Origin of the sequence: Fulvivirga sp., from assembly GCF_040220315.1 — a bacterium.
GTDB lineage: Bacteria > Bacteroidota > Bacteroidia > Cytophagales > Cyclobacteriaceae > Fulvivirga.
The window spans coordinates 1-13,532 of record NZ_JAVJUY010000092.1 but is presented as its reverse complement, the minus strand read 5'-3'; the positions used below and the strand labels follow the sequence as shown (position 1 = coordinate 13,532).

The following is a 13,532-nucleotide window of genomic DNA, read 5'->3' as shown; positions in this document are numbered from 1 at the left end:
TACTCTTGAGTTTTAAACCTATTGTTCATGCATAATCCTGCAACTATATTTCAAGAGCGCATCAAAAAATTTAGTGCTGAGTATAAATCGCTAAATGCCCGCTATAACTTCATAGCCACCATTAGGGTTTTGATTTTTCTGGCTTTCCTTATCCTGTTTGTTGTATTTGCCAACTATAAATTACCACTAGAATTGGGTATTACTGTAATTCTTTTCCCTTTTGTTTTTGGGCTCATCGTTAAAGCACATCAAAGAATTAAGTTTAGGCGCGAGCATGCCAAATTACTACAATCAATAAATGAGAGTGAGCTTCACATCCTTAATGGAAATCTAAAATCGCAAGATACCGGTTCAGAATATCTGAATAACAAACATCCTTATGCGAATGACTTAGATATATTCGGGTCCAATTCAGTATTTCAGCTACTCAACAGAACCTCCACCAAAGGAGGCAAAGATTTACTTGCCTCCTGGTTGCTCAATAAATCTGACAAACAAACTGTACTTGATAGGCAAACGGCCATTGAAGAACTAAGTGAAAAAATTGATTGGCGCCAGCATTTTCAGGCAAATGGTTTGCATTATGAAATGCAACAGGACAATTCCAATGAACTTCTTTCCTGGATTAAATCTTCGAATGGTTTATCGAATGTTTATAAAATGGTGGCTTTTGTGGTACCCGTTATAACTATTACCTCTATTCTGCTTACTATTTTTACTGACTGGCCTTGGTTTGCTACGGCATTAATAGGTCTCGCCAATGGCATTATATTAAATAGGTTTCAAGCCAGAGTAAAAGACCTAACTGATTCCGTAGCCCAACATATTGGGGTCTTGGGAGCTTATAGTCTGCTTATCAAGCAGGTTGAAAACTCGGCCTTTCAGTCCGCCAAACTACACGTTATAAAAGGATCAATCGACCATGGAGATGATAAGGCATCACAAAGTATTAATGCGCTTTATAAAATATTAGATCAGCTAAACGCACGAAGTAATTTCTTTTACATGATTATAGATTTGGTGCTTCTGTATGATTTGCACATTATCATGCGATCAGAAAAGTGGAAAGCTAAAAATCAGGCAGATGTTGCCAACTGGTTTGATAGCATTTCAGAGCTCGAAGCATTGTGTAGCTTAGCAGGCTTCAGATTTGCCAAACCACATTTTGTGTGGCCAACCATTGCTGATAAAGACTTCTTTATTGAAGCCAAAGAACTCGGGCATCCGCTCATAGCTTCAGATGAACGAATTACGAACAATTATGAGTTAAAAGAAAAAGGAAGTGTTTCAATCATCACAGGCTCTAATATGTCTGGTAAAAGCACATTTTTAAGAACCCTGGGCGTGAATTTAGTACTAGCTCAGATGGGTTCTGTTGTTTGTGCCAAAGAACTAGCATTTTCATTTGTTCAGGTATTTACAAGTATGCGAACCCAGGACAATCTGGAAGAACATGTTTCTTCCTTTTATGCCGAGCTCCAACGTATTCAAATGCTTTTACAATTAGTATCTAAGCCTACCCCTGTACTTTATATGTTGGATGAAATCTTGAAGGGTACTAATTCTCAAGACAGGCACATCGGTGCCAAATCCTTGGCATTGCAACTATCTAAAACCAACAGTTTCGGACTAATTTCTACGCACGACTTAGCACTTGGTGAAATGGCCGTAAAGCATAAAAATATTAGCAATTATAGCTTCAACAGCATTATTGAGAATGACGAAATTATCTTTCCTTACAAGTTAGAAAAAGGCATTTGTCACAGCTTTAATGCAAGTAAACTAATGGAAAAAATTGGTATAGAAATCCATCCGGATCACTAGGAGCTATTCTTTTTTATTACAATTTCACCATCTCTCCCACTTTGGCAGTACCTGTCTGTATTACCCGGTTCTCCTTTTGGGCCTTCTGGTATCCTGCTTAAAACTCTACCTGTGTTCGGGTCTATCGTTACCTGTTCTTCTCCACCTCGGCCTCCATTGCCCGGCCTACCTGCCTTACCACATTGACCACCTTTACTTATTAAGTAAATGGAGTGTTCTCCTTCGCCATTAAAAAGAGGTAAGAAATTTGGCGAATCATAATACAGTTTAATGTTACCTGCATTGGCACCAAAACCAGCCCTTCCACCATCACCTCCATTATCTCCTTTCATTCCAAAGGCCGGGTTTCTTCCTGGTGTCTTCCCATCGCCTCCGTCACCTCCATTGCCTCCATTTGTTTCAATAGTAAAAGATTCCAATTGCTCAAATTTCACAACAAAAGTTATGTCTCTACCCCGCTTGCCCGCTTCACCACTCGTTCCATGCAATGTTAATCCTCGGCCTCTTTTCCCGTTAACACCATTTTCTCCATTGAGATTAAACTTAGTATTCTTGCCCAGAAAAGCGTTTTCTACTTGAACGTAAACATCATTTAAAAACCGAATTTCACTTCCTTCTTTCATGACAAGGCTCTCCAACAAAAGTGAGTCATAGGCATAAGCCAGTGTTTCATTTTTCTCTAAAGTGAGTGAAGACCAGTCCTTCACATCAGAAACCTGAGCGAAGCTGGCCTTCATCAAAAATAATAGTACTGGAAGTGTAGTTAGTTCTTTTATCACAGTGACCGTCTTTTCATTACGTTTCCTGAAATTTTACTATCCTCGATACCATATCTTTCTTTCACTTCTTCATATGAAGGATGAGCCTTTCTTCCTCCGCTCCAAAACTGACCAGGAACAACTACCAGCCTCACAAACCAGTTATCAGTGTCCATAGCCGTCAATAAGTCAAGTTCATAATCTGCATCCAGAAACAATTTTACATCTAAGGTAGTCCAGTCAAAATTATACTGTAAAAGACCATTTTCTGTAATTACAGTTTGTGGTAGCGCTCTCCAAATTTCATTTCCATCTGTATCCACATCCCATAAAAAATAAACAAGAGTTACGTCCGAAATGAGTGCTTCAAAATCATCCGAATAGGGTAAAAATACTTGATAATCCGGCCCGGTAAATGATACATTCTCGTACTCAAAGACGTATGCCTCTTCACCATCAAGGCCGTCAGCACCTTGTGGGCCTCGTGGACCTTGAGGCCCAATCGGTCCTTCATCGCCACCAATGAAACATGAACTGAATGATAACAATAAACCAAGTGCGAGTATTGAAGCTAAAGGTTTCATAACTTTAAATGTTTAGTTCAATGTGAAGTAACCAAACATCAGGCCAAAAAGAATAACGGCCTTCCATTTATTTGTAATTAACTATAATTATTACGTTAGTAAAATGGCAATAGAAAGCGAATTCAGCATACTAAATGAAGTTATTGATCGACTTCAAAATGATTTTCAACACTCATTTACAGTTGAAACAGATTTGGAAGAAGTCTCTGTTATTCTTAATGAAGTAGCTGATAGAATGATGGATAATTATCCCTATTTCGACACTAATTATGCCGGTCAAATGCTCAAGCCTCCTCATCCTGTATCCAGACTGGCTTATATGCTGGCTATGTATTTTAACCCAAACAACCATGCCTTAGATGGTGGCAGGGCCAGCTCTCAAATGGAGAAAGAAGCTGTGGCTAAGATTGCTGAAATGTTTGGTTGGACAGTACATCTAGGTCACCTTACTGGTGGTGGAACAATGGCCAATATGGAGGCTCTTTGGGTTGCAAAAAAAGAACATCCTGATAAAATGGTGGTTGCATCCAATATGGCGCATTATACTCATCAGCGAATTTCAGATGTTTTAGGAATTAAATACCAAAGCATACGAACGGATCAATTAGGGCGGATGAGCGCTCAGGCTCTTGAACAAGTTTTAACTAGTAACGATGTGGGTACAGTGGTGGTAACTCTCGGAACCACTGGAACAGGCTCAATAGATCCGCTGTCAGAAATTTTAGAGCTTCAAAAGAAATATGATTTCAGGATTCATATCGACTCCGCTTACGGTGGCTATTTTGGATTAGCCAATAATCTTAATGATTATGGAGCTCAGCAATATAGCTTAATTCATCAGGCAGATAGCATTGTAATCGACCCCCATAAACACGGACTTCAGCCTTATGGTTGCGGATGTATTTTGTTTAAAGATCCTAAAATGGGGGCACATTATAAACACGATTCGCCTTACACCTATTTCAGCTCGGCAGAGCTACATTTAGGCGAAATTAGCCTGGAGTGCTCACGCCCCGGAGCAGCAGCCGTTGCTTTATGGGCTACTATGCAGTTGTTTCCATTGGAGAAAAACGGTAAGTTTAGTGCTGGACTAGAGAGTTGCATCAAAGCGGCTCGAAAACTAAGCGCATTAATTAAGTCTGATAATCGTTTTCAATTAGTAATGGAACCTGAGCTTGATATTGTTGTTTGGGCTCCAACAGGCAAATCATTAAGTGAGATAAGTAAAGCATCAACCTCTATTTTTGAGAAGGCTGCAGCAGCCGATGTGCATCTGGCGCTTATCAAAATTCCAACAACTCTATTATCTGAAGTTTGGAACGATGTTAAAAAAGATCAGGAATATGTAACCTGCTTACGCAGCTGTCTCATGAAATTCGAGCATTTAGATTGGGTAGATGAGATTTGGCGAGTCATTCAATCCTCAATGCCCTGATTTAAGAATAACCAGTATATTAGCGATCAAACTATTTAGCATGCATAAGATTTGGCAAACCCTTCCATTGCTGGCCACCATATTAATTATTGCCTCGTGCCAGTCTCAAGTTGAACAAGTAAGTACGTTGCCTCCCAATAAATTTGTTGATGATGGTTTGATCAAAATGCATGAACTAATCGATCAGCGAAAGGGTGATTCATTGCTTAGCTATTTGAGACATGCCAATGAAACTTACCGATATGAAGCTGCGCTTGGTTTTGGTTCCATACAGGATGCAGCAGCTATTAATCCTCTTGCCTATACATTGCAAGATAGCTCAGCGAAAGTGAGAAAAGCGGCTGCCTATTCCCTAGGTCAAATTGGTGATTCCTCTGCCATTGAACCAATTGTAGTGGCCCTTGAGACAGAAGATAGTGTGTATGTTAGAAAAGAATTATTGGAATCACTGGGCAAGGTAATCACACAAGACTCGTTAACTCTATTGCAATATTGGCCCTTAAAAACACAGGAAGATAAAGAAGGGTTAGCTTGGGGTCTTTACAGGGCTGGGATTAGAAATGTACATGATGGTATATCTGTAGACATTGCGCTTTCATTGCTTGACAGCAGTAATTCATATCTCACAAGATTAGGCGCTTCACACTTTTTATATCGATCTAGCAATTTAAATTTAAAAGGCAGAACTGCATTTATTCAACGGGCTTCCCTTACTGATGTATCACCAAATGTGCGGATGGCTTGTGCATTAGCTTTAAGAAACGCTATTGAGCCGGCTTCTTTATCGGCACTAAAAAATATAATGGATGACTCTGATTATAGGGTCAGAGTAAATGCGTTAAGGGCGATGGCTTCTTTTAAGCCCGGAGATACACGAGAAATGTATTTCGAAGCACTTCAAGATGAAGATCTCAACGTTCGAATTACTGCAGCCATGAACTTGCACTCAAAGTCGGAAAGTGAAATTACCGAGCAATTGTATGAAGCTGTGGAAAGCGCCAAAAACTGGCGTGTAAAAAGCGTATTACTCGGTGCATTGCTGGAATCAGTTGAGGAAAAACAGCCTGTTTTAGAACAAATTAAGGCTGAATATTCAAAGACTAAGAATCCATATTACAAAGCTGAGCTACTAAGTGCAATTGGCCATACGATTATTGGGAATGAATTTGTAATCACTAAACTATTCTCAGGAAAGCATCCGGCTATAACAACCTCAGCTATTTCAGTACTTGCTCAAATGAGAATGTCGGAAGACTTCCCTAAAGAATTAGAAGCATCTTTTGCTGAAGTATTTAGAGAAGCTATTTTGAGTAAAGATGTTGCTCAAATAAGCATTGCCTCCAACGTAATTTCCATGCCCAACTTAAACTTCAAAGAGGTGTATGGTACCCTCGACTTCCTTTTTATTGCTAAGAAAAGCCTTTCGCTTCCAAAAGATTCAGAGGCCATGTCAAGCCTAAATAATGCCATCGCTTATTTTGAAGGTAATGAGGCATCGCCTTTAAAGAAAGAATATAATAACCCTATCAACTGGGAGTTAGTGAAAACCATCGACAAAAAGTCACAGGCTGAAATTACAACAGAGAAAGGAAAAATTACGGTTGAATTATATGTTGAAGATGCTCCTGGTTCGGTTTCAAATTTTGTTAAGCTGGCGCAGGCTGGTTATTACAATGGCAAAAATTTTCACCGGGTGGTTCCAAACTTTGTAATACAAGGGGGTTGTGCCCGAGGCGATGGGTTTGGCTCTGAAAACTACTCCATCCGATCAGAATTAGCCAACTTAAGATACGAAGAAGGTACCTTAGGCATGGCGTCTTCAGGGAAAGATACCGAAGGCACACAATGGTTTATAACTCACTCTCCAACACCACATTTGGATGGTGGCTACACGATTTTTGCAAAGGTTGTTGATGGTATGGAAGTAGTCCATGCCATTGAAATTGGTGATAAAATAACTCAGATAGATATCAAATAAGCTGCTTAGCAAATATTCAACGCTATTCTCATCATATCGTTAAAAGAAGACTCCCTTTCTTCTGTTGAACATGCCTTCCCCAAGATAATATTATCACTAACAGTTAGTATGCTGCAAGACCTAACACCTGCTGCCGCGGCCATCGTAAACAGAAGTGAAGATTCCATTTCAGCGCACAGCATACCATGATTTATCCATAGTTCCCACCTTTTTGGATCATCTTTAAAATAGAAGTAATCGGTACTAAACAAATACCCTATCCTTACTTTAATATTTTGCTTTTCGGCTTCTTGTATTGCCGCAGTCATCAAACCATAATCCGGAAGGGGAGCAAAATCTAATCCAGAAAAAATAAGCCTGTTCATATTCGAATCTGTTGATGCCCCTTGCGCCACGATAATATCACCTAGTTCAATTTCTTGATTTAAGGCACCACAAGTACCTACTCTAATAATGGTTTTTACACCATATTCGTGAGTTAATTCATGAAGGTAAATAGCTAGAGAGGGCTGACCCATTCCAGTACCTTGCACAGATATTCTTTTGCCGTTATAGCGTCCAGTGAATCCCAACATGTTTCGAACGTTAGAATAACAAAATGCATCTTTTAGGTAAGATTCAGCAATATGTTCAGCCCTCAGAGGATCGCCACAAACCAACACTGTATCCGCTATTTCTCCTTGTTTGGCTCCAATATGAATACTCATAATAACGATTGTTTGCTCAAACTTGAGTCTTTCAACGATAAGATTTCTTGCTAGAAATTAGGGTACGATCTGACAATTATCATCTAAATTCATCCTTGATGCTGATTGCATTGGCTTTTAAACATATTGCACAATAGTTTATATTATCTTTGCCACTAGTAAATGGGCATGATTAACAATCCGAATGGGTAAAAGTATTCAAGAACAAAAGCTGGGAATATTAGGTGGCGGGCAGTTAGGGCGCATGCTGGTGCAGTCGGCTCTAGATTTCAATATTGATATAAAAATTTTGGATCCTGATGAAAATGCGCCTTGTAAAGATATAGTGGGTGAGTTTGAAATAGGAAAGCTGACAGATTTCGAGACCGTGTATAATTTTGGTAAAGACTGCGATGTGGTGAGTATTGAAATTGAAAATGTAAATACAGAGGCATTACAAAAGCTAGCAGATGAAGGCGTTAAAGTTTTTCCGCAACCCCGGGTGATTAATTTGATTAAAGATAAGCGGGTTCAGAAGGAGTTTTACGCTACAAACAATATCCCAACTGCTGATTTCATTCTTGTTGAAAATAAGCAAGACACAGTCAAACATGCATCATTTTTACCGGCAGTAAACAAGTTGGGCAAAGAAGGGTATGATGGGCGTGGTGTTCAGATGATCAGAAAGGTGGATGATCTTGAAATGGCCTTTGATGCTCCCGGGCTTTTAGAAAAATTAATAGATTTTGAAACAGAGTTATCAGTAATAGTTGCCAGAAGTGAGGGTGGCGAAATTACTACATTCCCAGCCGTAGAGATGATTTTCCACCCCGTGGCGAATATGGTCGAATACTTGTTTTCTCCCGCCAATATTGGCGAATCAATTGAAAAAGAGGCACAGAGAATTGCAAAAGAGGTTATTCAAAAGTTAGGTATGGTTGGGCTGTTAGCCGTTGAAATGTTTGTGACCAAAGACGGACAAGTGCTGGTGAATGAAGTAGCCCCAAGACCTCACAATAGTGGTCATCAAACAATTGAAGCTAATTTCACTTCACAGTATGAGCAACATTTACGCTCCATATTCAACTTGCCATTAGGCAATACGGATAACATACTACCTTCCGCTATGGTAAACTTGCTTGGTGAAGAAGGGTACACAGGATTAGCACTTTATGAGGGCCTTGAACAGGTAATGAGTAAAAAGGGAGTTCATGTTCACCTCTATGGGAAGAAATTAACAAAGCCCTTTAGAAAAATGGGGCATGTTACACTTAGAGGTGAAAATATATCAGAGCTAAAAGAAACTGTAGAATACGTTAAACAGACATTAAAAGTAAAAGCATAATATAATGGCAAAAGCACTAGTTGGAATAATCATGGGTAGCGATTCAGACCTACCAGTAATGAAAGAAGCAGCAGAAGTTCTTGAAGAATTAGGCGTTGAGTATGACCTCACCATTGTATCTGCACACCGTACCCCTGAACGAATGTACGACTATGCAAAATCTGCTAGAGAGAAAGGCCTTAAAATTATCATAGCGGGAGCAGGTGGGGCGGCACATTTACCCGGTATGGTTGCCTCAATAACTACGCTTCCTGTAATTGGCGTACCGGTAAAGTCAAGAAACTCCATTGATGGTTGGGATTCTGTGCTTTCTATACTACAAATGCCTGGTGGCATTCCTGTGGCTACAGTTGCGTTAGATGGAGCCAAAAATGCAGGAATTTTAGCGGCAGAAATTATCGGTGCTTTTGATGAGAAGATTGCCAAAAATTTATCAAAATATAAAGACGGGCTAAAAGATAAAGTGTTAGATAAAGTAAAAAAGATAGAGGCCAAAGGCTGGAGAGGTAGTAAGATTGGCTTTAGTTCAGAAAAGTAGATTTAAACTTTGCTAATGTTTCCGGTTTGCCAAGTACAATAAGCACATCTCCTTTCTCAACGAGTTTTTCAGAATGCGGATTAAAAACAAAGCCTAGTGCATCATCTTTAAATGCTATAATTGTTGCCCCAGTTTTGTTTCTGATATCAAGTTCCCTTAGTGTCTTGTTTTTATAATCTTCTTTTAAACTCTCATGGTTTACTTCTTCCAGTACAAGTTTACTTTCATCAACTCCATTAATCAGTTCTAAAAATTCGATCACATACGGCTTAGTAATCAAATTAGCCATATGTATACCTCCTAAACGATCTGGCATTACTACATGTGAGGCGCCCGCCCTGTAAAGCTTCTTTTCTGAGCTTTGCTCAGTAGCTTTTGCAATTATTTTCACTTGTGGGTTTAGCTCTCTTGCCGTAAGGGTTATAAAAACATTGTCAGAGTCTTCCGGCAAAGAGGTAATTATGGTAGAGGCATTTTCTATCCCTGCTTCCAAAAGTACTTCATCGAGTGTAGCATTTCCATTAATAAAATGATAGCGTTTATCATCAGGAAATGAACGAATAACCTCGGCATCTGCCTCTACCACTACGAAGTCTTTTCTATCTTTGAGCAATTCTTCACACGCTTTACTCCCGTTTTTCCCAAAGCCACAGACTATGACATGATTTCTTAGCTTACTCAACCCTCTATTTGATTTTAAATGTTTGAATACTTTTCTTAATTCACCTTCAAACAAGAAAGAAGACAAAACTGAAACAGTATAAGCGAATATACCCAGATTTACTATGATGAATACAATCGTAAAAATCTTTCCTGAATTGCTCAGGGAGTTAACCTCGTTATAGCCAACAGTTGAAAAGGTTATAACGGCCATATATATGGCATCCAGTGGAGCAAAATCCTCTAGAAACATATACCCGATAGCTCCGATAGACAAGCTAATGAGAAATAATAGCGTGGCATAAACAATTCGTTTTAAAACGCGCGGCATGGTTGAAGTTATTCATATTGTAATTAGTCTGCAATTTTAATAGTTTAGGATTAAATGAAAATAATCTCACTCTGGTCTGGCCCTAGAAATGTTTCTACTGCTTTTATGTATTCTTTCGCTCAGCGAGAGGATACAACAGTTATTGATGAGCCTTTATATGCTCATTATCTGAAAACGACACAGGCAGATCACCCGGGCAAAGAGACCGTATTGTCGAAAATGGAAAATGACGGCAATAAAGTTTTAGAAGTTGTTAGAGAAAAAGCACAAAATACTACTATTCTTTTTTTAAAGAACATGTGCCATCATTGGCTTGGGTTTTCAAATAAACAACTTGAAGGGTTTGATAATATTTTTCTCATTCGCAACCCTAAAGAAATGTTACCTTCCCTGGTTCGTCAAATACCAAGACCTATTCTTAGAGATACAGGGCTGCAGCAACAATCAGAAATGTTTAATTATTTATGGAATAAAGGAAAAGCTCCAATTGTCATTGACTCACAAGATTTACTCTTGGATAATAAAAAAATACTAAGGAAGGTATGTGAAGCAGTAAATATAGATTTTACAGAAAAAATGTTACACTGGAATTCTGGTTCAAAACCCTATGACGGTGTGTGGGCTAAATATTGGTATCAAAATGTTCATAAGTCTGTTGGTTTTACTCCATATATTAAGAAAAACGATCCATTTCCAGAGCATTTAATTCCACTACTAGAAGAGTGTAATCCATTTTATGAACATCTTTCGAAACATAGTTTTAAAATTTAATAGATAATGATAAAATTACCCGACAGCCGAAACGAAAACATTTTAGTGAATATTAATGGTGAGTTATATCCTAGAGATGAAGCCAAGGTATCAGTATTTGATAGTGTCGTTCAAGGAGGGGATGCCGTTTGGGAAGGTCTTAGAATTTATAATAGAAAGGTGTTTATGTTGGAGGAACATCTTGACCGAATGCAGGCTTCTGCTAAAGCTATGGCCTTTGATACAGTTCCATCTAAAGAGGAAATAAAAAATGAAATATTCAAGACCCTCAAGGCAAACAATATGTACGATGAGTGCCACATTCGTCTGACATTAACCAGAGGCAAAAAAGTAACTTCTGGAATGAGCCCTCATTTTAATCAATATGGCCCCACTTTAATTGTTCTTGCCGAATGGAAAAAGCCTGTATATGATAATGAAGGCATTCGGCTAATTACATCGTCAATTCGAAGAAACCCTCCTCAATGTGTCGACTCGAAAATCCATCATAATAACCTGATTAATAATATACTCGCCAAAATTGAGGCGAATTTAGCCGGTGTAGAAGATGCGGTAATGTTAGACATAGAGGGCTTTGTTTCAGAAACAAACGCAACAAACATTTTTATTGTAAAGAATGGCGTGGCCTATACACCTTTTGCTGATAGCTGCCTGCCGGGCATTACGCGTGGTAATATTTTAAGGATTGGTGAAGAAAACAACCTGCCTGTTAAAGAAAAGAGAATTTCAATTTCTGAAATGTATTCGGCAGACGAAGTATTTGTTACTGGTACGATGGGAGAAATTACTCCTGTTTTAGAAATTGATGGCAGAAAAATTGACAGCAAAAAGGGCACTCTGACAACTAAAATTCAAGGTCTTTATAGTGAGCTTGTTAAACAAGAAGCCGTAACAATACCATAACAAACTGTTCTTATTGTTAACTATTTCTTGTAAATTATCGCAATGAATCCATCTAAATCAGGTTGGTTGAGTCAATTTATTGACTTCAAATTGGCAAATTTTTCGAAGTCTTCAGAATATAAGAAGATTCACAAAGGGAAACATCCTGATCAATCCTTTTATGGCATCATTCAGCCCACTGGAATTATGTATGGCTACCCTGTAGGGCTTTTTGGTCTTGAAAATGAGCCCAAATGGACTGACAATGAAAAAACCAAAGTTCTACTCGTTGACAGCTTACTCAATATTGCGGAGTTGTATTCAGATAATACAGTAGAAACGGAAGAGGGGTTTCGTCAGCTCATTGAAAATTCTCTTACAAGCATCACTGAATTCTACAAAGGCGTTTATCCTGAAATCGCTTTAAGTAGTAAAACATGGTTAGGCAAAAAGAAGACTATCCATGAGATGGCTGAACGAGCTATTGAAAAACGTGTATCCTTAACAGGAACTAAGGCCTCTAACTTTTGGTCATCATTTTTCAGTCGTAGTCAGCTTTTCCTGGATATCTACATTTTCGGACAATGGACCCATACCAACCCAGATAATATTTTACTTGAGTTTTTTAAAAGTGAAAAAGAGGAATTGAGTTTTACTTCCGTGAAAGTAATTGCCGCAGCTGCACATGCTAATGATCAAATTGAGGAAGAAGAGCGCAGTTTGTTTGAACATTTCCTCACTACTACCCACCTTCCTGCCGAAAAGAGGCGGGTAGCACAAGAATATTTCGAGCATGGAATGGGTATTCAGGAAATACCTATTCAGGAATCTGACCCTTGGTTAATTCGAAAGTTCTTTTTAGAGCTTGCTGCATTAACAATTTGGTCCGACAAAAAAGTAGAACAGACAGAACGGGATTTCCTTGAGTCGTTTAGCAAGTCGTTAGGATTTGGTGGCGATGAGTTTGAGGTAAGCTTAATTGCTGTCGAGGGTTTTTTACTTCAAAACTGGACACAATTGGACAAGTTACAAAGTAAGATTAACTATAAAGCGGTAAGTGAAGAGTACATCGATCGATTGGTTAAGATGTCAGTAGCACATTTGTCAAAAATAGAAAATATGGTAGCTGAAGATTACACGCTTTTAGCAGCCATTAAAAAAGGCAGCACAAACGAGCTGGGTGATGAGGATAAAGAATTAATCAAAACAAGGTTTTTAAATATACTTCAAAGCATACCAAACTTTAGGGTAGTAATGCTGCCTGATGAGTTTTTGAGTTACGAAACCTTGCTAAGGGTTATCCCTAAAGAAACAATTACGAGGGTTCTTTCTCAGGATTAATGATATTAGAATCTCCTTTATTATCCGTTAAGTCAGAATCTTCTTCCTCGTGTTTATTCTTCTGAGGAATAATGAGTGACATTATAATAGAGCCTGCCAAAACAACAATGATTACTAAGAAACTAAGAGATATAGGCACCTCCACATGAACAATCTCCAATAACATTTTAGCTCCAATAAATATCAATACAAAAGAAAGTCCTTTTTGTAAAAGATAGAACTTGTCAATGATACCCGCTAAAAGGAAGAATTTTGCCCGTAATCCAAGAACAGCAAAAATGTTAGAGGTATAAATCAAAAATTCATTTTGAGTAATCGCGAAGGCTGCTGGTATAGAATCCACAGCAAATATTAAATCGGTTGTTTCGATAAGAATAATGACGAGGAAAAGTGGAGTAA

The 13,532-nt window shown here is 38.5% G+C and carries 13 protein-coding genes; 8 read left to right on the top strand and 5 right to left on the bottom strand.

The window, feature by feature from the left end; translation table 11 throughout:
* Positions 1–27: 27 nt before the first annotated feature.
* A complete protein-coding gene (locus RLO81_RS04085) occupies positions 28–1,824 on the top strand; it encodes a MutS-related protein (protein WP_350107612.1) in 1,797 nt (598 codons plus the stop codon).
* Here RLO81_RS04085 and RLO81_RS04080 read toward each other — a convergent pair.
* Together RLO81_RS04080 and RLO81_RS04075 are read right to left on the bottom strand one after the other, a co-directional pair.
* On the bottom strand, positions 1,821–2,603 hold the full coding sequence (locus RLO81_RS04080) for a hypothetical protein (RefSeq protein WP_350107609.1): 783 nt from the start codon (positions 2,601–2,603) through the stop codon (positions 1,821–1,823). The two genes, RLO81_RS04085 and RLO81_RS04080, sit on opposite strands and share 4 nt — an antisense overlap.
* Entirely contained in the window at positions 2,600–3,166 is a 567-nt protein-coding gene (locus RLO81_RS04075; RefSeq protein WP_350107607.1) for a hypothetical protein, read from the bottom strand. The genes RLO81_RS04080 and RLO81_RS04075 overlap by 4 nt, the downstream gene beginning before the upstream one ends.
* 103 nt (positions 3,167–3,269) lie before the next feature.
* On the opposite strand from RLO81_RS04075, the gene RLO81_RS04070 reads away from it, so the two are divergent.
* Entirely contained in the window at positions 3,270–4,601 is a 1,332-nt protein-coding gene (locus RLO81_RS04070) for a pyridoxal phosphate-dependent decarboxylase family protein (protein WP_350107604.1), read from the top strand.
* Positions 4,602–4,641: 40 nt separating this feature from the next.
* Positions 4,642–6,579 carry a peptidylprolyl isomerase gene (locus RLO81_RS04065; RefSeq protein WP_350107601.1) on the top strand — a complete coding sequence of 646 codons (1,938 nt, stop codon included), beginning with the start codon at positions 4,642–4,644 and terminating at the stop codon, positions 6,577–6,579.
* Between the two features lie 5 nt (positions 6,580–6,584).
* On the opposite strand, the gene deoD is transcribed toward RLO81_RS04065, so the two are convergent.
* Complete coding sequence (gene deoD, locus RLO81_RS04060) at positions 6,585–7,286, bottom strand: purine-nucleoside phosphorylase (RefSeq protein WP_350107598.1); 702 nt, start codon at positions 7,284–7,286, stop codon at positions 6,585–6,587.
* Positions 7,287–7,470: 184 nt separating this feature from the next.
* Between deoD and RLO81_RS04055 the strand changes: the two genes are divergently transcribed.
* Both RLO81_RS04055 and purE read left to right on the top strand, forming a co-directional pair.
* Positions 7,471–8,610, top strand: a complete 1,140-nt coding sequence (locus tag RLO81_RS04055; RefSeq protein WP_350107595.1) for a 5-(carboxyamino)imidazole ribonucleotide synthase — start codon at positions 7,471–7,473, stop codon at positions 8,608–8,610.
* Between the two features lie 4 nt (positions 8,611–8,614).
* Positions 8,615–9,148 carry a 5-(carboxyamino)imidazole ribonucleotide mutase gene (gene purE / locus RLO81_RS04050; RefSeq protein WP_350107593.1) on the top strand — a complete coding sequence of 178 codons (534 nt, stop codon included), beginning with the start codon at positions 8,615–8,617 and terminating at the stop codon, positions 9,146–9,148.
* Here the strand turns inward: purE and RLO81_RS04045 are convergent.
* Positions 9,132–10,139: a potassium channel family protein gene (locus RLO81_RS04045; protein WP_350107590.1), complete on the bottom strand. Its 1,008-nt coding sequence runs from the start codon at positions 10,137–10,139 to the stop codon at positions 9,132–9,134. The two genes, purE and RLO81_RS04045, sit on opposite strands and share 17 nt — an antisense overlap.
* Before the next feature lie 54 nt (positions 10,140–10,193).
* On the opposite strand from RLO81_RS04045, the gene RLO81_RS04040 reads away from it, so the two are divergent.
* From RLO81_RS04040 to RLO81_RS04030, 3 genes are read left to right on the top strand one after another with little or no spacing between them, the layout of a single operon-like run.
* Positions 10,194–10,910, top strand: coding sequence for a sulfotransferase-like domain-containing protein (locus tag RLO81_RS04040; RefSeq protein WP_350107587.1), 717 nt, complete (start codon positions 10,194–10,196; stop codon positions 10,908–10,910).
* Between the two features lie 6 nt (positions 10,911–10,916).
* Entirely contained in the window at positions 10,917–11,813 is an 897-nt protein-coding gene (gene ilvE, locus RLO81_RS04035) for a branched-chain-amino-acid transaminase (protein WP_350107584.1), read from the top strand.
* 42 nt (positions 11,814–11,855) lie between these two features.
* Positions 11,856–13,133, top strand: a complete 1,278-nt coding sequence (locus RLO81_RS04030) for a hypothetical protein (RefSeq protein WP_350107581.1) — start codon at positions 11,856–11,858, stop codon at positions 13,131–13,133.
* On the opposite strand, the gene RLO81_RS04025 is transcribed toward RLO81_RS04030, so the two are convergent.
* A partial coding sequence (locus RLO81_RS04025) for a TerC family protein (RefSeq protein WP_502880429.1) occupies positions 13,108–13,532 on the bottom strand: 425 nt, incomplete at its 5' end. The genes RLO81_RS04030 and RLO81_RS04025 overlap by 26 nt on opposite strands.

Coding starts and splice junctions, on each gene's coding strand:
- RLO81_RS04085 (WP_350107612.1), top strand. CDS start 28: ATGCATAATCCTGCAACTATATTTCAAGAGCGCATCAAAAAATTTAGT.
- RLO81_RS04075 (WP_350107607.1), bottom strand. CDS start 3,166: ATGAAACCTTTAGCTTCAATACTCGCACTTGGTTTATTGTTATCATTC.
- RLO81_RS04070 (WP_350107604.1), top strand. CDS start 3,270: ATGGCAATAGAAAGCGAATTCAGCATACTAAATGAAGTTATTGATCGA.
- RLO81_RS04065 (WP_350107601.1), top strand. CDS start 4,642: ATGCATAAGATTTGGCAAACCCTTCCATTGCTGGCCACCATATTAATT.
- deoD (WP_350107598.1), bottom strand. CDS start 7,286: ATGAGTATTCATATTGGAGCCAAACAAGGAGAAATAGCGGATACAGTG.
- RLO81_RS04055 (WP_350107595.1), top strand. CDS start 7,471: ATGGGTAAAAGTATTCAAGAACAAAAGCTGGGAATATTAGGTGGCGGG.
- purE (WP_350107593.1), top strand. CDS start 8,615: ATGGCAAAAGCACTAGTTGGAATAATCATGGGTAGCGATTCAGACCTA.
- RLO81_RS04045 (WP_350107590.1), bottom strand. CDS start 10,139: ATGCCGCGCGTTTTAAAACGAATTGTTTATGCCACGCTATTATTTCTC.
- RLO81_RS04040 (WP_350107587.1), top strand. CDS start 10,194: ATGAAAATAATCTCACTCTGGTCTGGCCCTAGAAATGTTTCTACTGCT.
- ilvE (WP_350107584.1), top strand. CDS start 10,917: ATGATAAAATTACCCGACAGCCGAAACGAAAACATTTTAGTGAATATT.
- RLO81_RS04030 (WP_350107581.1), top strand. CDS start 11,856: ATGAATCCATCTAAATCAGGTTGGTTGAGTCAATTTATTGACTTCAAA.